The organism is Rossellomorea sp. GAMAL-10_SWC (assembly GCF_049568075.1).
In the GTDB taxonomy this organism is placed as follows: domain Bacteria; phylum Bacillota; class Bacilli; order Bacillales; family Bacillaceae_G; genus Gottfriedia.
The window spans coordinates 1713256-1733160 of the sequence record NZ_CP144911.1; the positions used below are offsets into that span (position 1 = coordinate 1713256).

Consider the following 19905-nt stretch of genomic DNA (forward strand, 5'->3'; position numbering starts at 1 on the left):
TTTTTAGAAAAGAGACTCTAATTCAGTCACTAAAGAACCAACATACTCAACAGCTTCTTTGATTGGTGCACTTGTTGTTAGATCAACGCCAGCCATTTTTAAAAGTTCAACAGGTTTTTTCGATCCACCTGTTTTTAATACTTCAATCCATGAATCAATAACAGGTTGACCCTCTGATTCTATTCTTCGTGAAATAGCAGTAGATGCAGTCAATCCAGCAGAATAAGTATATGGATAAAGTCCCATATAATAATGAGGCTGGCGCATCCAAGTTAAACTTGCACCTTCATCTATTTCAACTGAATCACCCCAAAATTCCTTCAGAACATTACCTTTAACTTCACAGAATGTTGTCGCTGTAAGAGGCGTACCTTTTTCAGCAAGTTCATAAACTCTTCTTTGGAACTCACCTTCAAGTAAATGAGTCACAAAATTATGATAATAAGTACCTAATAATTGAAGGATGACCCAACGCTTCATTTTTGGATCATTCGTTTGTTTTAATAAATATTGACCTAATAACATCTCGTTAAAAGTTGATGGTGCTTCAACGAAATACATAGAAGGACGAGTATTTACTACACGTTGATATTTGTTTGCATAATAGAAATGACCAGCATGTCCAAGCTCATGAGCAAGTACAAATGCATTTCTCATATTATCCTGCCAGCTAATTAAAATATATGGATGCACTCCATACGGACTAGAGCAAAATGCACCTGTTGATTTTCCAACATTATCGGAATAATCGATCCAGCGCTCATCAAACGCTTTTTCCATAATTGAAACATAGTCAGGTCCCATAATTTCTAGTGATTTTAAAATCGTTTCTTTTGCTTCTTCATAAGTAGTACTTGGGTTGAAATCTGGATCTAATGGTGCTTTTAAGTCATAGAAATGAATCGTATCAAGTCCAAGTTGTTTTTTCTTTAAGTTAGCTAGTCTACGCATATGTGGGGCTAATTCTTTAAAGATGATATTTAATTGATTATGATACATTTCTAAAGTTACTTTATGATCTTCAAGGAGCATTTGCGTAACTGAATCATAATTACGTAATTTACTTAAAGCGACTTCTTTTTTTACTTGAGTAGCGTAGGTCGAAGCATATGTATTTTTGTATTGGGTAAGAGTTTTAGTAAAAGATTCATACGCCTGTTTACGCACTGTATGATTTGGAGAGAATTCATATAAGTTTTCAAACATGGCAAACGAATTTTCTAATTCTTTTCCATTTTCATCTTCAAAGGAATCGAATTTTAAATCAGCGGCCTTACTAGTTTGGTAAATTCGATATGGGGCAGAAGTAACTTCACCAAGCGCAGCTAAAGCCTCTTCAGTTTCAGGGAGTAATCTATGTTTTTTAGATGCAATAATTTCTTCTAATAATAATTTAAAAACCTCAATTTCATTTTCTTCCTTAATAAATGCCTCTAACATGTCATTATTTAAATGTAAAAGCTCCGACTGAATAAACGTTAAAGTTGTATTTGCTTTTGTACTTAAGCTAGAAAATTGTAAACTATCAGATTGATTTTGAGAATCTGAACCATCTCCAGACTGAAGTAAGCTTACATATGTACCACAACGAATTAATTGAAGCATAATAGATTCATAAGTTAATAATGCCTTTTTTAAAGATTCAGCAGACTTAAGAACAGAACCTTTTAACGACTTCGCCTCTACTAAATCATTTTCAATTAGTTCTAAAGCAACTAGCCACTCTGCACGAGTCGGATATAAATCCTCTAATTTCCATGTCATTTCTGTTGGAACCTCTGCACGTGTTAAACGTTTTACTAACATTTTTTCCATCAAATTGCCTCCTTTAGTAGTAGTTGGTACGAGTCTATTATACTGTATAAAAACATTTTAATGGTGAAATTATTCGATAAAATTGAAAATTATAACAATTTTACTGCACAAGCCGTCATTATTTTGATAAAATTAATTGAATTTGGTTAAAAATTTCAACTTTCAGAAATAATTATGGAAATAAATTTTATTACCTAGAAAGGAGTTTTTTAAGAACGAATGAAAAAATTTAAAATGATCTGTTTACTAACTTTGACAACTGTTGCACTTTCAGCATGTACAATTAAAAAACCTCCACAAAATTTAGCTATTAAACCACAAGGTACTTATGATTTAAAAACTGTTGGGATTAAAGTGGAATCATCACTTCCTAAAAATGCTAAATTTAATCTTCTGTTAAAAGATGATGATACAAAGAAAGTAATCTATGAAACTACTATTAAAACAGATGGAAATGGTACTGCAAATAAGAAAATTTTATTAGATACAAAAAATAAAAACTTAACCGGTATATTATTTTTTAAGCCTGATGAGCAACCAAAAAACATTCAAGACAAATTCGGCAAATATGGTGAAAACATTCGATCAACTACAGTAGGTTATAGAGTAGGGAAAATGCATAACCAAAAATATATGTATATTAAACAGTACGGGACATTTTGGAAATTCGGTAAATTAAGTGATGGAGGTTTTCTAGTATTTGGTAAAGATAAGATAAAGCAAGAAAAGGAGGGGAAATAATACACAATTAGACGAACTAGATTGTGTATGTAACATGATACAAACAAGTAGAATTATATCTAAATATCTTCTTCAGTTTTGTTTAACTATATTTGGAATTGGTTTAATTACGGCTACTTCTTTTACTCTATTTTTACCAAAAGGAGAGAGATTGATTGAGTTTTGGAATCAACTACAAATCTTTTTTTGGAGTTTTTTTTACTTTGATAATTTAGAAGTATACTTAAAAGAATTTCAATATGTTCCTTTTTCTTCTGTATTTTTAGAGCCATACGTTTATTCTTTTACGATTCTTTTTTCAGCGTTTTTACTTTCAATTTTCGTCGCATTATTGATTGCTTATATAGTAAATATAGGTCCAAAATCATTTAGAAAAATAATGAATAGTATCCTATTTTTCTTACAATCTATACCAGACGTAGTAATGATTTGCGCATTTCAAATTTTCTTTTTATGGATTTTTAATAAAACCGGTGTTAAAATTGTCGATCCAATAAGTGGCTTTGAATCCAAAGCTTACGCATTACCAATCATCCTTGTATCGATTATACCTACGATCCAACTTTTCCAGATGTTATTTCTGGCAATACAGGAAGAAAAAATTAGAGACTATGTAGAGTATGCAAAAGCAAAGGGACTTTCTAATTCTTGGATTATTATCCGTCATATATTCAGTAATGTTGCGATTACTTTATTAAGTAATAGTAAGTTAATATTTTGGATGATGATTTCAAATCTATTAATAGTAGAAAAGTTCTTTAATATGAAGGGCTATTTTTCATTTCTATTTAATAACAGCAGATCGCCTGAAATCTTTTTTATGGCGCTAGTTTTACTATTTATCCCATTCTTTTTGCTAGAAATTATATTTAAACAAATTGTCATTAGAATGAAAGGGGGACAAGCAGTATGATAAAAATTAAAAAATATTTACCAATTATAATAGGATGCTTTATCATACTTGGCTTAATCACCTTTAGTTTTATTTATACTTACTTTATTAAGGATACGATCAAACCAGCCCCAGCTTTGTTATATAATGCAGAAGGTAAATTAGTCGATACATATGGTTATCCTCCAAGTTGGAAATATCTTTTTGGTGTAGACCGATTTGGAAGAGATGTATTTTGGATGGTAATTGATGGTGCTAAATACACTTTATCCATTGCCATTGTTGTAGGTCTAATGAGAGTTATATTTGGCGGTTTATTTGGCACATTTTTCGGATTCATGAATCAAAGATTATTAAAAATTATTGAACCAATTTTGAATGCATTTCGGTTTGTCCCAGCTGTTATCATTATATTTCCATTTTTTGAGAGATTAAATGACGTCCCAGAAGTTGCTAAAGAAAAAACGATTGCAATTCAAATATCATTACTAATCATTATATCGATTCCAGTATTGATGAATTCTATCGGTGAAGAAGTAAGAGATTTTTTAAAAAATGATTTCATTACTAGCTCTAAACTCATAGGTGCACGAAATGGCTGGATCCGCCGTAAGCATGTAATACCTTATTTACGAAGCCGTATTCTTTTATTATTTGTACAACAAACTATACAAACTTTATTTTTACTAACCCAATTAGGTGTTTTTAAACTATTTATTGGTGGCGTTAAAGTTCTTTACTTAGATCTTGGAGTCGACCGACCGATGTCACAAGCTAATGAATGGTCTGCAATGATTGGTGCAAATTACATCGAGTTATCGATTGATTCATGGGTAATCATTGGACCAAGTATGGCTTTTATTGTTTCGATTTTTGCTTTTAATCTTATTAAATTGGGGATTGAGCGTTTAATGGAAAACCAAACAGTGCAAAAAAAGAAGCAACCTATTAATAATGAAGATTTATATAATGGATTAAATGATTTTGAATTTGTGAATAAGGAAAAATTAAATGAAGTTAGTAGGATCATAGATAACGAACCTAAATCGAGTAGACAGCTTGTAACAAGATAATAAAGTAATTGAAAACTTATGTTCTAAATAGAGAATATAGGTTTTTATTTTTGTATATAGAGGAAAACTCAAAAATCGTATAGAGGTTTAATTTTATTTATTTCATTGGGGGTTCGAGCATTGCAAAATGTTATCTTAAGCATAGAAAATAAAAAAGTGAGTTATTACGAATATGGTAATAAAGAAAATCCAACTATCGTTTGTTTTCACGGTCTTGCTGGAAATGCAATTTATAGTTTTGAAGAATTAACAAAAATTCTAGTAAATAAATTTCATTTGATTGTTTTCGATCATCCTGGACATGGCAAAACGACAGCCTTTGATAATGAGGAGGATTATTTATTTTCTAATTTGTCAAATTGGTATAACAAAGTGTTTGAGCAAGTAATCACTAAACCATTTTTTCTAATGGGCCACTCTTGGGGGGCAGATATAGTTCTCCATTTTACAATGACGCATCCTAAAAATGTACTAGGAATAATATTACTAGATGGCGGATTTACATTTCCAGAAAATCAAACTGATATGACATTTGAAAATGCATATTCTGGCTGGAGTGAATACATGGATAAATCAATTTATAAGAATTGGGAGGAGGTTATAGAAGAATATAAAAATTATACAAAAAGATGGAGCAGAGACATTGAACAGTATGTAGCTTCGCTTTTTAAAAAAAATAACCAAAATCAGTTTGAACTCGTCACTTCAAAATTTACGGTTTTATCAATTATAAAAGCATTTTTTAAAGAACCCTTTTCAAAAACATATCCATTTATAAAGGTTCCAGTAATATTAATTCATGCAACATTACCGACTAATCTTGATCTTGCGAGAGAGGTTGGAATTTCACAGTTAAATCGTAATATAAAAGATCTAAATGTTATTGGAATTAATGATGCTAACCATATGATTCAATGGGACGAACCCGATAAAGTATCTAATATAATAATTAACTGGTTAGAAAAATAAATGAATCTATAAAATGCTTTGTTTTAACAAGTAACAAGGTATTATGGACTATACAATGACAAAGTAAACGATCTTAACATTAAGGATGTATATACACGAATTTTTAACACAATTGAATCTGATAAATGCTTCAATGAATAAGAAATATAATTTGTGAGTTTGTAGGTGTTGTGTGAAATAGCTGCAATGAAAGTGAATGTAAAGTGAAATATGCATTTAGCATTATACTAAAAAAGTGAAAGAACCAGATCCTAATTCTTGGTTCTTTCACTCTTTATGAATTTCTTATTCCAAAAAGCCTCTGTTAAGTTTTGAAATTATTTAATAATGGGATGTCTTTTATCTTCTGCCCAATCCATTATAAATGGTTTTTGGCGTGGATTTAAGTTAGCAGGAAGGTCTGTCTTACTGAAAAATCGATGTTCTCTGCTTTCAATATCCTTTTGTTTTAATTCTCCGGTAAATTGTTTGGATAGAAAAATTATTTGAACACTGAATGTTTTATCTCCATTAGGGTACTGAACAAAGCATTTTTCACCTGAATAAATACCAAACAACTCTAAGTCCGTTACAGAAAGTCCCGTTTCTTCAGGAGATTCCCTTTTTGCTGCCTCCTCAAAAGTTTCTCCAATTTCCATCATTCCACCGGTATGCACCAATTGTCTTCGTCTGTTCGGTGTTGCAACAATATATGTTCATGATCCTCTATAATTATCCCACAACCTACAGTGAATAGGGTTTCGTTACCAAGGGATCTGTGGTCCAGGGTTCTAGCAGAAATAGAAAAAAAATAAGTAAACCAAGCTTTGAAAATATTTCCTCATATTTTTAATATAATCCATGTAAGAATCTCCTTCATTGTACTAATCCTTCAAAATTCGACAAAAAGGATAAATTATCCTTCTTTTTAGCTAACTTCACTTTGAACGGAATAATTGATCATTTCATCCATAGATATATAGTTACTATTAAAAGATGCGTTTAGTTCAATTAGAGAGGTCTCTTTAAGTTTTAATAGAATATATAAAAAGAATTATTTATGAGTTAGAAGTAGAAAGGGGGATTCTTTTAATGGATAAAAAGTCAGAAAATAATTATTCACCACCCAAACATATTATTTCAGCCGCGACAATTGTCATTAATGAACATAATGAAATTTTATTAATTAAGGGTCCGCAAAGAGGGTGGGAAATGCCAGGTGGTCAAGTTGAAGAGGGGGAATCATTGAAAGAAGGTGCAATTAGGGAAACAAAAGAGGAAAGTGGAATTGATATTGAAGTTTTGAAATTTTGTGGAGTATTTCAAAATGTTAGTGGTTCTATTTGTAATACGTTGTTTTTAGCTAAACCAATCGGCGGAAAGTTGACAACTTCTTCAGAAAGTTTAGAAGTGGGATATTTTCCTATTGAGGAAGCTTTAGCAATGGTAACCTGGAAAAATTTCAAACAAAGAATTGAATATTGTTTGAATGAAAACAGCCATCCCTTTTATATAGAGTTTTAGTTTCCTTGTTCAACTAACGCAAATATAAAATCTCAATAGTTAAAATAGATCCTTATGGGGGAATTTATGAACGTTTCATCTTTTTACATGATCGTTATTGTGATTGCTGCATTGGTATTATGGAGAAGAACGAGAGCTATGTATCGCCCAATTAAAGGAAGCGGAGTTCGCCTTCTCCTTCCAATACTGTTTTTGCTTTTACCTAGCATTTCCATTATTTTGAATCCGAAGGCTCATGCTGCTAGCTGGGAATGGATTTGCGCACTTTTCTTTGGATTTATTTTATCTATTCCACTTATTTGGACCACTAACTATGAGCTCCAATCAGATCAACAAATCTATGCTACAAAGAACAGAAGTTTCATCGTCGTCTTTGTTATTATCTTTATTATCCGATTTGTACTTCGCGATTATTTAAAGTGGCTCGGTAATGAGACCGAGGCAGCACTGTTTATGACCGTTGCAATCGGATATATTTGCCCTTGGAGAATTGTTTCATTTCTCAAGTTTCGTAGAGTCTATAAGAAGAAAAATTATAAAAATAAAGAATCCCTTCAGAATAATATCTGAAGGGTATTTTATAGTTAAATGGATAAAGCCAAGTAAAATTAATAATGGTAATTTAATTTTAATGATTCAAATATCTTTTTACAAATGTATAAACTGAATCAGCAAGTGTTTTTTTGCGTTCTTTCAGATAGATAAAAAGTGCTTCTTTATCTTCGTGAGAAACATTCCAGTCTACAGGGATCTCCTGAAGTACTTCTTGAATTGATGCTTCTGATAATTCCAGGATTTTTTCAATATAAGACGTTATGATGTTTAAGTCATTTAATATGTTTACCGTCCAAATATGAACGACTGAATCCTTTTTAAACTTTTTAGATTTTTGAAGCGTTTCTGCATTCCATTTGTATCCTCCGGGAAAACATTTTCCATGATCAATCATAAAAATATCATACTGTCCATCTGTGAGTTGTTTCAAAAGTATATTGCTTTTAGTACGGTCTGCATCGTGCACCCAAAAATCGAAAACAAGAATTCCAGCCAAAACATTGGGATTATTTATTTCATTTAAAGTCGGGCGAGGAGGTTTTTTCGCAAGACCAGTACAGTTATCTATAAAAAGGCTAGCAAACTGGTTGCCTGATTGGTAATTAGTTGAAAATTTTTTTGGTATTTGCTGGATTTGCTTTTCGGACATATTTACAATTTCAAATGGGACAACAGGCAAATTCAACAACTGACCTAATTTAGCGACTACGTATTCGTTTACGAGCTCCCGTGTTCCATGGAAATTATTTTTACATTTAACTGCATAACGATTACCATCACTAAACAAAAATAAATGTGCAGCCTTACCTTGTAATGTTTCTAAATATTTTATTGGTTCAATCAATGTTTTAACTCATCCTCCTTATTAAGTAGAACATATTAATATATTCTATATAAGGAGAAGGGGATTGGACATAAGAATTAATGAACTAGGAGATTTTGTTGATTTCATATTAGTAATAATGAATAGAGAATAAAGGACTTATTCTAATTAGGAGTTGTGAAAATGAAAATTTTAGTTTAAGAACTACCTGAATATGAAGTAGCGTATTTCAGGCGCTATGGATCATATTTTGAACCAAATGGAGAACATTGGGCTAAGCTATTAAATTGGGCAATAAATAATGGATTTTTTCCACCTCAACAATCTTTCATAGGAATTTCCTTAGATAATCCAGATTTAGTAGAAAGTCAGTATTGTCGTCACGATGCATGTGTTACCATACCCGATGGTTTTGATAAAGAAAAAGATGAAAATATAGAATTTAGGAAATTAGATGGTGGGCAGTACGCTTTGTATCAATATTATGTTTCTCCTAATATGTTAAATAACGGTTATAAATTTATATATGAACAATGGAATGGTTACCAAATAGTGAGTTTGAGCCTGATTACGAGCGTTATAACTTAGAATTTAGTATGAATAATCCAGCCCAAGACCCTGAAGGAAAAGCTAAAGTTCATTTTATTTGTGCCAGTTAAAAAGTGAACATCTTATTAACTTTGTTTTTAAAGTATATTATTAGACAAAATTAGTATTAAATTAAAATGATTATCTACTAACCTAAACATCTTCTTTCATATATGATGTAAGTATTGTTATTTCTTGGAAATAATAATATAATTAAATAGAATTTAAATTAAAATTATATCCTTTGTGAAAGGGTGTTAGACAATGAATTTCACTATTTACTTTGGAAATCATGAAGACAAAGAAGTACATACAATGGATTGCTATGTAGACATTGAGGAAGAAACTGTTTCTTAAGCGATCAATCTTAATAAGAGTTATTTCAAGGATGCGAAAAATTTTCGTATCCTTTTTTCATTTTAAGATTTACATTTAAAAATTTATTGTGTATGATTAAAATATAAAAAGCGAACTAATGTTCTGTATATAGATATTAGAAGGAAAGGAACTTGCATGATGAAAAGAAATGGAGCAACTAAAAGGAATTCAAAAACACCTATTATATCCAATACAGGTTTTATCGGAGCAAGTTTCATTGATATGGAAGAATTGCAAGAAAATCAATATTATTTCACAAGGAAGCATCCTTTAATTATACAAGAAGTATTAAATGGTCTATTACAAGCTGCATGTGCATTATTTCAGAAACAAAATATTCCAGCATATATTGCATGTGAATATTTACGTGATGAAAAGAAAATTGGCTTAATTTTATCAAAAAAGCCATTCGAAAAAGAAGAAGGGATTCGTTATTTTATTGAATATCTTCGTGAGATTGGTCACTTAAATAATGATAAAACAATAAGGGCTGAAATTTCAAATACCGGATTTATAGGTGTAATTTTTGTAGATTTATCCTATATTACAAGGTTTACATTCGATACAGAAATTAAGTTACTTTCTGCTTTTTCTATTAATTTTATGGAACCGTTAAAAGAAATTTATCATCAAAATAAAATTCATTTATATATGTCAGGTGTTGAACTTCAAAAGGAAGATAAGTTAGGGTTTGTACTTTCTAAGAATCCTTATGATGAGCGAAAAGAAGCGAACTTGTATTTTAAGGAATATTTGAGAGAAAGAGGCTTGTTAAAAAATTATAAAGAGAATGTGTTTATTCAAAGACATCGAGCATAACCTTTGTATTAAACATAATTTAACGATGAATTTTGGTTTTAAAAATACATATTAAATCTAAGAGGAACTGGAATGATGAGTTTCTCTTTTTGTTTATTCAAAAAAGTTCATAATTTAGATAAAGTTAGAAATATACTTAATACATTCGTTTGAATAATATAGAAAGGAAAAAGTTAAAAAGTAACGAATAATAATAATATTAGACTAACCAAAAAGGTGGCTAAAACGATGTCGAATAATGGAAATTATGTAGATTGGTTAAGTGAAATCGTAAAGCGTCATGAAAAAGAAGGTGGATTTGAAGATCTACCTGGATTAGGTAAACCATTACCTAAAGAGCTTTTAAAAGATGATCTATTAACAACTGTTATTAAGAAGTCGGGTTTTAAACCAGATTGGGTATTACAACAAAAGAAAATATTTCAAAAGCTTGAAACGATATTGATGAAGTTAAATTCCGATGAAAATAGTAAAGAAATAGATAAAATGATCTCGGAAGTAAATGATGAAATAAAGAAATATAACTTAGGCTGTCCTTTCCCAATGCAAAGAAATTATGTAAATAAGGAAAACCTTGAGAATCAGTTGATTTATTGGAAATAAGTTTGTGAAAAAATGAACGATTTCACTATATAGATGTTTATACTTTTTTAGACGGTATAAGCATCTTTTTATTTTCTAACTCTTTAAAATGGTAATTCTATGAAAAAATCTATATTTAATGTTAATGTAAAACTACATACATAGTAAGAATAGTTGTACAGGGGGAATAGGAATGAGCGCCACTCTTGAAGTAAGAAGACTAGATCGTAATTTTCCATTTTGTTTGTTTTCAAATGATGGATTGACGTTAGTTGGTCATCATTGGCATAAACTCGTAGAAATTATTTATGTACAACAAGGCATTTTAAAGATTGGTGTAAATGATGAGTTAATTCATTTAGAAGAAGGAGAATTTTATATCATTAATAGTGGTGACATTCATTATTTTTTATCTTCACCAAATAGTATGAGATTGGTCGTGCAATTTGATTTTACTATTTTCGAAGATGTGCAGTTTTTGAAAAAAAATAATATGGAACTAATTGAATTGTTTAATTGTATTCAAAAATCTAGTGTTTTTTGGAATGTAGAAGTGAAACAGAAAATGATTACCTATTTGAAAGAGCTTGAAAGTGAATATATTGATAAAAAAGAAGGATACGAATTGGCGATTAGGGCTAGATTATATGATATTTTACTATTAATCTATCGAGATCTACCTCATACAGAAAATAATAAACTTAATTACCCTAATAGGAAGGCCAGTCTTTTAAAATTAGAAAAAATATTTCATTATATAGAAGAAAATTATATGAATGATATTACATTAAATGATGTTGCAAATTATATCGGCTTTACGAATTCATATTTTGCAAAATTTTTTAAAAAATACACTGGTTCTACATTTTGTCATTTTGTAAATCAATACAGAGTAACGAAGGCTCAATGGTATTTATTTAATGAAGATTTACCAATTACAGAAATTGCTTATAATGTTGGATTCATCAATGTGAAAACGTTTAACAGATTATTTAAAAACGAGGTTGGTTTATCTCCAACTCAATATAAAAAAAAGACATTATTTGAGAAGTTTTAGGCAAGGTGTAAGGAAGACTCAAATGAATTATTTCTATAAACTGGAAATGTAAATAACATTTCCGGAGGTTTTCAAATGAAATTAAAAGTAGGAATAATCGGTTGTGGTGGAATAGCTAATGGTAAACATATGCCAAGCTTAGCAGCATTAGAAAATGTAGAAATGGTAGCTTTTTGTGACATTATTGAAGAACGCGCTATTAAATCGAAGGAAAAATTTGGCGTTGAGGAAGCAAAGATCTATACAGATTACAAGGAATTATTAGCAGACGAGTCAATTGATGTAATTCACGTTTGTACACCAAATAAATCACATTCATTTATTACGATTGATTCTTTAGAAGCTGGTAAACACGTTATGTGTGAAAAGCCAATGGCAAAAACTTCAGCAGAAGCAAAAGCGATGGTAGAAGCGTCAAAACGTACGGGCAAAAAATTAACGATTGGCTATCAGAATCGTTTTCGAAACGATTCACAATATTTAAGCCAAGTTTGTAAAAATAATGAACTAGGTGAAATTTATTTTGCAAAGGCTCACGCGATTAGAAGAAGAGCAGTACCTACTTGGGGCGTATTTTTAAATGAAGAAGAGCAAGGTGGCGGACCACTAATTGATATAGGTACACATGCTTTGGATTTAACATTATGGCTGATGGATAATTATAAACCTAATTTTGTAGTTGGAAACGTTTACCACGAATTATCACATAAAGAAAACGCTGCAAATGCTTTTGGACCATGGGATCCAAAGGAATTTAAAGTAGAAGACTCTGCATTTGGTTTTATTACTATGGAAAATGGTGCAACCGTTATCCTAGAAACGAGCTGGGCTTTAAATACTCTAGAAATAGGAGAAGCTCAAACTACACTTTGTGGTACTGAAGGTGGAGCTGATATGAGAGATGGCCTCCGAATTAATGGGGAAGCATATGGGCGACTTTACGATAAAAAAATTGATATAGACACTGGTGGCGTAGCTTTTTATGAAGGTGCAACCGATTCCGCCGAAGTATTAGAAGCGAGACAATGGATCAACAGTATTATTAATGATACCGAACCAACCGTTAAACCTGAGCAAGCACTAGTTGTAACTCAAATTTTAGAGGCAATCTACGAATCTTCAAAATTAAAGAAACCGGTATATTTTAATTAGTATAGGAGATGGAATAAATGACATTACCAATTGCCCTACAATTATGGAGTGTTAAAGAGGATGCAGCAATCGACTTTTTCGGTACATTAGAAAAAGTAGCGCAAATGGGTTATGACGGTGTTGAGTTCGCGGGATACTATGGTAAAATTGCTTCGGAAATAAAGTCTGTTTTAAACAAACTAGGGTTAAAGATAGCAGGAGCCCATGTAAGTGCAGATCAAATTATCCATCACATTGATGAGGTAATTGCTTTCGAAAAAGAATTAGGAAACAAATACGTTGTATGTCCTTGGGCTAATTTTACTAGTTTAGAAGAATGGAAAGAATTTGCAGAACATTTACAACAGTCAGGAAAGAAGCTGGCTGAATCAGGGCTATCTTTAGTCTATCACAATCATGCTCATGAATTAGTTATATTTGAAAATGAATATATTCTCGATATTTTATTAAATTCAGTTCCAACTAATCTCTTAAAAGCAGAGTTGGATACTTATTGGTTAGAATTTGCTGGAGTAGATGCGGTTGAATATATGAGTAAGCATAAAGGAAGAACGCCATTAATTCATGTGAAGGATATGGCTCCATCTAAAGAGGAAAGTACCGAAGTAGGAAATGGAATTATGAATATAAAAGGTATTGTACAACAAGCAAAACTAAATTCCGCCGAATGGTTAATTGTTGAGCAAGAAGCTTTTTCTAAACCACAATTAGAAAGTGTAGAAGTTGGATTGAATAACTTAAAAATGATACTAGCTGAAGCTTAAGAAACTATTAAACTATGTAAAAAAATAGAGATGGGTGAGTCATATGGTAAAAGTAACGATTTGGAATGAAAATCGACATGAACAAATTAATCCTGATGTAAAAAGCATTTATCCAAGCGGAATACACAGAACCATTGCTACTTTCTTAAATGAAGCAGGGTACCATACTATGACGGCTACATTAGAGCAACCTGAGCATGGATTGACGGATGAAGTGCTAGAAAATACTGATGTATTAATTTGGTGGGGACATATTGCTCATAATGATGTGCGGGATCAAATTGTTCAAAAAGTTTATGAAAAAGTATTGCAAGGAATGGGATTAATTGTCCTACATTCTGGACATTTTTCTAAGATTTTTAAAAAATTAATGGGGACTAGCTGCGATTTAAAATGGCGTGAAGCAGCGGAAACGGAAAGACTTTGGGTTGTCGATCCGTCTCATCCAATAGTAGATGGAATTGGCGAATATATTGAGATTGATCAAGAAGAAATGTATGGAGAACATTTTGATATTCCTACCCCAGATGAACTAGTTTTAGTAAGTTGGTTTAAAGGTGGAGAGGTATTTAGAAGTGGATGTACATTTAAAAGAGGGAATGGGAAAATCTTTTATTTCAGACCAGGTCATGAAACTTATCCAACTTATCATCATAAAGAAGTTCAAAAAATTATCATTAATGCAGTAAATTGGGCGAATAAATCAAAAAGAAATTATCCTTCATATGGCCATAAAGAAGCCATTGAGGCATTAACGTAAATAATAGATTGGAGTGAGAAAAAGATGAAATTAGGAGTATTCACGGTATTATTTGCGGATCAATCATTTGAAGAAATGCTTGATAAAGTTGCACTCTCCGGATTAAAGGCTGTTGAAATAGGAACTGGTTGTTACCCTGGGAATGCTCATTGTCCGTTAAATGATTTATTAGAAAGTGAGCAACTAAGAAGAGAGTATATTGAAAAAGTAGAAAAACGTGGATTAACGATTAGCGCTTTTAGTTGTCATGGAAATCCTTTATCACCTGATAAAGAGTTTGCAAAGGAATCCAATAATGTACTTGCTAAAACAATTAAACTGGCTTCGCTATTAAGTGTACCAGTTGTAAATTGCTTTTCTGGAACGAGTGGTGACCATGAAGAAGCAAAGTTTCCAAGTTGGCCTGTAACTGCTTGGCCAAATGAGTATAGGGATGTTCTAAATTGGCAATGGGAAGAAAAGCTAATTCCTTATTGGAAAGAAATGGGCAAATTTGCGGAGGATCATCAAGTGAAAATTGGGCTAGAACTACATGGTGGCTTTTTAGTTCATACTCCATATACATTATTAAAGTTACGTAAAGAAACTAGTGATGCAATTGGTGCTAATTTGGATCCTAGTCATCTTTGGTGGCAAGGGATTGATCCTGTAGCAGCGATTAAAATACTTGGAAAAGAAAATGCGATTCATCATTTCCATGCAAAAGATACTTATATCGATCAAGATAATGTAAATATGTATGGTTTAACTGATATGCAACCTTATGGTGAAGTTCAAACTAGAGCTTGGACATTTAGATCAGTAGGCTGTGGACATAGTTTGAAAGATTGGTCCGATATGATGAGTGCACTACGTACTTTTGGATATGATTATGTCGTTAGTATTGAACATGAAGATCCAATCATGTCGATTGAAGAAGGGTTTTCACGTGCTGTAAAAAACTTACAGTCTGTATTAATAAATGAAGAGCCATCACAAATGTGGTGGACTTGATAAAAGATAAGTAACCAAAAGTTGGTGTAAAAATGGAAAAATTAAGAGTTGCGATTATTGGTTGTGGAAATATTTTTTTAATGCACGCACAACCTGCTTTCATAAGAGAAAATGTTGAATTAGTAGCGGTTTGTGACATTAAGGAAGAGCGAGCAAAAAAGAAAGCTGAACAATTCAAATGTACTTATTACACAAACTATCTGGAGCTTTTTGAGAAAGAAAGTTTAGATGTTATCCATATTTGCTTACCACATTATTTACATGCGCCGGTTGCAATTGAAGCCGCAAAACGAAAAATCCATGTTCTTACTGAAAAGCCTATGTCTATTCATTATTCTGATGCACAGGAAATGGTAGAAACAGCAAAAAATAATGGAGTAACATTAGGTGTCATTTTCCAAAATAGGTATAATCCAGGATCAGTTCTAATTAAAGAAATGTTACAAAATGGTACTTTAGGTAAAATTAAATCTGGAAAACTATCTGTAACTTGGGACCGTACTGATGAGTACTATTTAACTAGTGATTGGAAAGGGACTTGGGAAAAAGAAGGTGGCGGTGTAGTCATTGACCAAGCTATTCATACGATGGATTTAATGCGATGGTTCGTTGATGATGAGATTGAATATGTTGACGCGACTATTAGTAATAGAGCACATGAAATAATTGAAGTTGAAGATTGTGCAGAAGGAGTTATTAAGTATAGAAACGGAGTAGTTACGGCTTTTCATACTATAAACTATTATTCTTATGATGCACCAGTTACAATTGAGCTTCATTGTGAAAACGGACTTGCTAAAATGGTTGCTGACCGTGGAGTAGTCTCTTTAAACGATGGAAGAGAGTTCGTTGCTGATAACAATCCAAATGAAACCTTTGATTATGGCAATGGTGCGAAAGGATATTGGGGCGTAAGTCATGTAAAACAGATTAATAATTTTTATGAATCATTGAATGATCATTCTCAGTTACATATAACTGGTGAAGAAGCGATGAAAACTCAAAAAATGATTTGTGCAATCTATGAATCAGGTAAGAAAAAAGAGAGGATTTATTTATAAACTATTTTAACCACTTAAAATTTAAGCGTTAGACCGAGAAAAAGTAAATGATGTGGACGGTTTCGTTCATGTTATTTGCTTTTTTTATTTTTAAAAAGCATCTTTGAAATTTTAAGGGAATTCTTACTTACTGTGTTCTCTCACCAATATGAAGACGATTTGTACAATGGTTTATGTTTGATAAATATTTTAGTATTCAAGCTGGTGAAAGCAATGGAGATATAATTATTTTGCTATTAAAAGCCTTAAGTAATTACCTTTTAGCAACCAAGGATTTTAGCATATTAGCAAAAAATTTCATTTACCGTAAGTAGTACATTTAAAATAACTACAAGAAAAACAAGCTTACTAGAACATAGTAGAGGACATATGAGTACAAAAATAGGATAGAAATAGCAGATAACATATCAGCTTTTCTATCCTTCATTTTTATGTGTGACAATAAATATACACATTTAATATATTTACACATTTGTTTGCAACCAATTAAAACCAAAAGGCAATAACCCAATCAATTATTTAGTCTATATCAAAGATTTTGATATGGACGAATTTTAACCACCATAATAAAGTATAAAATAACTAATATAATAGGGTTACTTACGAGATAATTCAATTTGATTCTTAATACTCTCAGTTAATAGGAACTCAGTGTTCTGCCAGTCAGGATAGAGTTGCATCATTTTCTGTTTTGCTTCATCCTCTGTCTCTGATATTTGGACTGCATTTAGTAAATCATCCATGTACTTTTTATCAATTTCAAAAATTGATGTATCCGTCGGGGCTTCATGCCCAGGATAGACCGTCGGTTCGAGTGGTCCGAATTTCACTTTGAGTAGTTCTAACTGTTCCTGCCAGTTTTTGATATGCTCTCGCTCAACCCCAACACCTAGCCAAATGTGAACTTTATTGTAAGTTAGATCTGAACTGATGAGCGCATTCAGGTCGCGAGAGTAAAGGGTGGTCACATGGGCACTCTCAGTTGGTGGATAATCCGCTTTGATTTCAAGTACACTACCTCCTGGAAGAACTATTTCATTTGTTTCTAATACTTCCAATCGCATTTTATAATCAAATCCATCTGGATATTTTTCTGATTTAGGTTTCATGTCCTGTTCACCTTCAAGCCAATTAACAGAATCCATCCATTCAGTAAAATTGATGATATCATTTTTTACTTCCTGTGAAGCAACGACAATTTTAAGATCAGGAAACTCCTGCAACATAGTCCCCATACCGAGATAATGATCCGGATGTCCGTGTGTAATTAGCATTGTCTTTGGTATTGACCCTTTTGATAGTGCAAGTGCCGCTACTTTTCGTGCCTCCTCGCTGTTTCGTGTGCAGTCTACAATAAAGGTTCCTTTATTATCAGAAAAAATATAAGCATTTACATTAGCTTCTTCTGCATGGTATACGTCAATAGCAAGTTTTTGTTCTTTCATTTTTCAATTCCTCACTTTTATCAAAAATAGTATTTATATATACAGTTATCCTAATTTAATTTTCCTTCGCACATTATTCCCTTTTACTAATTGGTTTAATAATACATACCTAATTTCATAAACTTACTTTTACAGCAAACTAATTAAAATAAGCAATATAAAGTAAGTCAGATCTATTATACCTTTACCAATATTATGAGTATATATGGTACTTTTTTGTGCTTATGGTACTTCAAAGTTCCTATTTGTTTCTTAATAACAATGAGAATTTTAAAATATATAACTATTGGAGATGTAGTATCTTAATGGCTAATTTTCCTTTACATTTTCAAATTTCTGTATAAAAAAAAAACCATTGAGAAAGGTTCTTCGTCGAATATACACTTCAAAGCAATCTTTGAATATGATGGGTATATATGGAAAATAATACTTGATGCTGAAAAGAGGTATATTATGAATCATTTATCGAGGATGCCAGTTCAACAAAGTGACACAGGGGCGTCTGATAGTGTTATAAGTATGAAAATTCAACAGATGAATGAAAATCCGACGGTTCATGATTTTCGATCCATTGATGAATTTGAAAGTATGTTGCGAAATAATATCACTTTAAGTGCGAGAGCTATGTTTCAAAATAGATTAAGCTTTGCAGTATTTGCAAAATCACGATGTAATCCAATGTACTGGCAATTAATGAGAACAGGAGGGTTCCTATTAAGGCAAGGTGTAAGACCTTCTGACGCGATTAATGATATTTACTTTAATAGTTCATTATATGCGTTTGAATGTGCAACGGCAATGGTCATTATCTATTACCATGCGGTCCTAAATCTGATTGGTGAAGACTTATTTAATCAAATTTTTCAAAACATCTATTTATACGGTTGGCATACTGATCCTAACTTAGGAATAGGTGCCCAGTATTCTGACCGAATTTTACCAGGAGATATCGTATATTTTAATAATCCAGAATTTAGTCCACTAACCCCTGAGTGGAGAGGAGAAAATGCAGTTGTTCTTGGTGATGGTACGTATTTTGGACATGGATTAGGAATAATGACAGCCGAACAAATGATTTTTTCACTAAATAAAATGAGATGGCCAGGTGCATATCGGTCTGCCTATCTTTCTAATTCTGTTACTAGACCGAATTTTAAACATTTGGCAGAATTATCGAGTTGGCAACGAGACTATTCAATTAATAAAAATAGGAATATAGTCTTGCATCATAACCAAAGTTCGATTTCATTTGATTTTTATATGTATTTGTTAAATTTGTTTATGTGATATTCAATAGTTATCGTTAATACTTAAATAAAAGCAAAGTGAGGTCTTGGCTGATTTTTTTGCCTAAACCTCACTATTTTTATAATATTTCCATTAATTTAAGTCCCAATATTCCTTTTGCTACTTAATCTATTTAAAATAAAACTTGATCGGATTTTATGAAAGATTCAGGAGTGTTAGCAGCAAAACAAATCTTTTCAAACTATACTGAACCAAGTGCAGTTTTCTGTTTAAGTGATGAAATGGCGATTGGGATCTATAACTATTTACAAGATACAGATTACAAAGTAGGCAAAGATGTTTTTATTATAGGTTTTGATAATATTGAATTATCACAATATGTAACACCTAGATTAAGTACAGTATCTTATTCTACATTTGATTGGGTCTCATTAGCGGCTAAAAATTTATTGAAACTCATTTCTAACGAAGTTGTTGAGAATAAGAAAATTGAAGTTTCATTAACTGTTGGAGGTTCTTCTTAAGAATAAAATTATATCAGAAACTTAAGTTTTTCTTAAAGAGATTTAAATTTTTCTTAAAAAAGAGAGGTTTAAGTTTCTTTTTTTATGTCTTTTACTGAAAATTTCACATACCGTATTGTGACGAAATAAAGAAAAAAAACAGTTTTTAATAGTCAATATTGAA

The 19905-nt window shown here is 31.5% G+C and carries 20 protein-coding genes and 1 pseudogene; 17 read left to right on the plus strand and 4 right to left on the minus strand.

The window, feature by feature from the left end:
* Positions 1–3: 3 nt before the first annotated feature.
* Entirely contained in the window at positions 4–1815 is a 1812-nt protein-coding gene (gene pepF / locus V5E38_RS08345; RefSeq protein WP_499212897.1) for a M3 family oligoendopeptidase, read from the minus strand.
* 219 nt (positions 1816–2034) lie between these two features.
* Between pepF and V5E38_RS08350 the strand changes: the two genes are divergently transcribed.
* The 4 genes from V5E38_RS08350 to V5E38_RS08365 all read left to right on the plus strand — a co-directional run bounded on the left by V5E38_RS08350 (position 2035) and on the right by V5E38_RS08365 (position 5490).
* On the plus strand, positions 2035–2556 hold the full coding sequence (locus tag V5E38_RS08350; protein WP_499212898.1) for a hypothetical protein: 522 nt from the start codon (positions 2035–2037) through the stop codon (positions 2554–2556).
* A 151-nt stretch (positions 2557–2707) separates the two neighbouring features.
* Positions 2708–3469 carry an ABC transporter permease family protein gene (locus V5E38_RS08355; protein WP_499212899.1) on the plus strand — a complete coding sequence of 254 codons (762 nt, stop codon included), beginning with the start codon at positions 2708–2710 and terminating at the stop codon, positions 3467–3469.
* On the plus strand, positions 3466–4521 hold the full coding sequence (locus V5E38_RS08360; protein ID WP_499212900.1) for an ABC transporter permease: 1056 nt from the start codon (positions 3466–3468) through the stop codon (positions 4519–4521). Before V5E38_RS08355 ends, V5E38_RS08360 begins: the two co-directional genes overlap by 4 nt.
* Positions 4522–4641: 120 nt before the next feature.
* Positions 4642–5490, plus strand: coding sequence for an alpha/beta fold hydrolase (locus V5E38_RS08365; RefSeq protein ID WP_499212901.1), 849 nt, complete (start codon positions 4642–4644; stop codon positions 5488–5490).
* 317 nt (positions 5491–5807) lie between these two features.
* Here the strand turns inward: V5E38_RS08365 and V5E38_RS08370 are convergent, their stop codons facing one another.
* A complete protein-coding gene (locus V5E38_RS08370) occupies positions 5808–6128 on the minus strand; it encodes an NUDIX hydrolase (RefSeq protein WP_499212902.1) in 321 nt (106 codons plus the stop codon).
* A gap of 433 nt (positions 6129–6561) precedes the next feature.
* Between V5E38_RS08370 and V5E38_RS08375 the strand changes: the two genes are divergently transcribed.
* A complete protein-coding gene (locus V5E38_RS08375; protein WP_499212903.1) occupies positions 6562–6993 on the plus strand; it encodes an NUDIX hydrolase in 432 nt (143 codons plus the stop codon).
* Positions 6994–7059: 66 nt separating this feature from the next.
* Entirely contained in the window at positions 7060–7563 is a 504-nt protein-coding gene (locus tag V5E38_RS08380; protein WP_499212904.1) for a CcdC protein domain-containing protein, read from the plus strand.
* 58 nt (positions 7564–7621) lie between these two features.
* Here the strand turns inward: V5E38_RS08380 and V5E38_RS08385 are convergent, their stop codons facing one another.
* Entirely contained in the window at positions 7622–8392 is a 771-nt protein-coding gene (locus tag V5E38_RS08385; RefSeq protein ID WP_499212905.1) for a HipA family kinase, read from the minus strand.
* Between the two features lie 180 nt (positions 8393–8572).
* Here V5E38_RS08385 and V5E38_RS08390 point away from each other — a divergent pair.
* The 9 genes and pseudogenes from V5E38_RS08390 to V5E38_RS08430 form a co-directional block, all read left to right on the plus strand.
* Positions 8573–9037 (plus strand): annotated as a pseudogene (locus tag V5E38_RS08390) (AraC family transcriptional regulator); the annotation flags it as partial.
* A gap of 435 nt (positions 9038–9472) precedes the next feature.
* Positions 9473–10156: a hypothetical protein gene (locus V5E38_RS08395; protein WP_499212906.1), complete on the plus strand. Its 684-nt coding sequence runs from the start codon at positions 9473–9475 to the stop codon at positions 10154–10156.
* Positions 10157–10384: 228 nt separating this feature from the next.
* Positions 10385–10759, plus strand: a complete 375-nt coding sequence (locus V5E38_RS08400) for a DnaJ family domain-containing protein (RefSeq protein WP_499212907.1) — start codon at positions 10385–10387, stop codon at positions 10757–10759.
* A gap of 172 nt (positions 10760–10931) precedes the next feature.
* Complete coding sequence (locus V5E38_RS08405; RefSeq protein ID WP_499212908.1) at positions 10932–11795, plus strand: AraC family transcriptional regulator; 864 nt, start codon at positions 10932–10934, stop codon at positions 11793–11795.
* Between the two features lie 75 nt (positions 11796–11870).
* On the plus strand, positions 11871–12947 hold the full coding sequence (locus V5E38_RS08410) for a Gfo/Idh/MocA family protein (protein WP_499212909.1): 1077 nt from the start codon (positions 11871–11873) through the stop codon (positions 12945–12947).
* Between the two features lie 17 nt (positions 12948–12964).
* The gene (locus V5E38_RS08415; protein WP_499212910.1) at positions 12965–13711 is read left to right on the plus strand and encodes a sugar phosphate isomerase/epimerase family protein; all 747 of its coding nucleotides are present in this window, start codon (positions 12965–12967) and stop codon (positions 13709–13711) included.
* 43 nt (positions 13712–13754) lie between these two features.
* Positions 13755–14471, plus strand: coding sequence for a ThuA domain-containing protein (locus V5E38_RS08420; RefSeq protein WP_499212911.1), 717 nt, complete (start codon positions 13755–13757; stop codon positions 14469–14471).
* A 24-nt stretch (positions 14472–14495) separates the two neighbouring features.
* Positions 14496–15464, plus strand: a complete 969-nt coding sequence (locus V5E38_RS08425) for a sugar phosphate isomerase/epimerase family protein (RefSeq protein ID WP_499212912.1) — start codon at positions 14496–14498, stop codon at positions 15462–15464.
* A 32-nt stretch (positions 15465–15496) separates the two neighbouring features.
* Complete coding sequence (locus V5E38_RS08430; protein WP_499212913.1) at positions 15497–16525, plus strand: Gfo/Idh/MocA family protein; 1029 nt, start codon at positions 15497–15499, stop codon at positions 16523–16525.
* Between the two features lie 596 nt (positions 16526–17121).
* Here the strand turns inward: V5E38_RS08430 and V5E38_RS08435 are convergent.
* The gene (locus tag V5E38_RS08435; RefSeq protein WP_499212914.1) at positions 17122–17970 is read right to left on the minus strand and encodes an MBL fold metallo-hydrolase; all 849 of its coding nucleotides are present in this window, start codon (positions 17968–17970) and stop codon (positions 17122–17124) included.
* A gap of 453 nt (positions 17971–18423) precedes the next feature.
* On the opposite strand from V5E38_RS08435, the gene V5E38_RS08440 reads away from it, so the two are divergent.
* Positions 18424–19257, plus strand: coding sequence for a protein-glutamine gamma-glutamyltransferase (locus tag V5E38_RS08440; RefSeq protein WP_499212915.1), 834 nt, complete (start codon positions 18424–18426; stop codon positions 19255–19257).
* A 158-nt stretch (positions 19258–19415) separates the two neighbouring features.
* A complete protein-coding gene (locus V5E38_RS08445) occupies positions 19416–19742 on the plus strand; it encodes a LacI family DNA-binding transcriptional regulator (RefSeq protein WP_499212916.1) in 327 nt (108 codons plus the stop codon).
* Positions 19743–19905: the final 163 nt, after the last annotated feature.

Excerpts from the sequence above, each read along its gene's own strand:
- pepF (WP_499212897.1), bottom strand. The coding sequence starts at position 1,815 with ATGGAAAAAATGTTAGTAAAACGTTTAACACGTGCAGAGGTTCCAACA.
- V5E38_RS08350 (WP_499212898.1), top strand. The coding sequence starts at position 2,035 with ATGAAAAAATTTAAAATGATCTGTTTACTAACTTTGACAACTGTTGCA.
- V5E38_RS08360 (WP_499212900.1), top strand. The coding sequence starts at position 3,466 with ATGATAAAAATTAAAAAATATTTACCAATTATAATAGGATGCTTTATC.
- V5E38_RS08370 (WP_499212902.1), bottom strand. The coding sequence starts at position 6,128 with ATGGAAATTGGAGAAACTTTTGAGGAGGCAGCAAAAAGGGAATCTCCT.
- V5E38_RS08375 (WP_499212903.1), top strand. The coding sequence starts at position 6,562 with ATGGATAAAAAGTCAGAAAATAATTATTCACCACCCAAACATATTATT.
- V5E38_RS08380 (WP_499212904.1), top strand. The coding sequence starts at position 7,060 with ATGAACGTTTCATCTTTTTACATGATCGTTATTGTGATTGCTGCATTG.
- V5E38_RS08395 (WP_499212906.1), top strand. The coding sequence starts at position 9,473 with ATGATGAAAAGAAATGGAGCAACTAAAAGGAATTCAAAAACACCTATT.
- V5E38_RS08400 (WP_499212907.1), top strand. The coding sequence starts at position 10,385 with ATGTCGAATAATGGAAATTATGTAGATTGGTTAAGTGAAATCGTAAAG.
- V5E38_RS08405 (WP_499212908.1), top strand. The coding sequence starts at position 10,932 with ATGAGCGCCACTCTTGAAGTAAGAAGACTAGATCGTAATTTTCCATTT.
- V5E38_RS08410 (WP_499212909.1), top strand. The coding sequence starts at position 11,871 with ATGAAATTAAAAGTAGGAATAATCGGTTGTGGTGGAATAGCTAATGGT.
- V5E38_RS08415 (WP_499212910.1), top strand. The coding sequence starts at position 12,965 with ATGACATTACCAATTGCCCTACAATTATGGAGTGTTAAAGAGGATGCA.
- V5E38_RS08420 (WP_499212911.1), top strand. The coding sequence starts at position 13,755 with ATGGTAAAAGTAACGATTTGGAATGAAAATCGACATGAACAAATTAAT.
- V5E38_RS08425 (WP_499212912.1), top strand. The coding sequence starts at position 14,496 with ATGAAATTAGGAGTATTCACGGTATTATTTGCGGATCAATCATTTGAA.
- V5E38_RS08430 (WP_499212913.1), top strand. The coding sequence starts at position 15,497 with ATGGAAAAATTAAGAGTTGCGATTATTGGTTGTGGAAATATTTTTTTA.
- V5E38_RS08435 (WP_499212914.1), bottom strand. The coding sequence starts at position 17,970 with ATGAAAGAACAAAAACTTGCTATTGACGTATACCATGCAGAAGAAGCT.
- V5E38_RS08440 (WP_499212915.1), top strand. The coding sequence starts at position 18,424 with ATGAATCATTTATCGAGGATGCCAGTTCAACAAAGTGACACAGGGGCG.
- V5E38_RS08445 (WP_499212916.1), top strand. The coding sequence starts at position 19,416 with ATGAAAGATTCAGGAGTGTTAGCAGCAAAACAAATCTTTTCAAACTAT.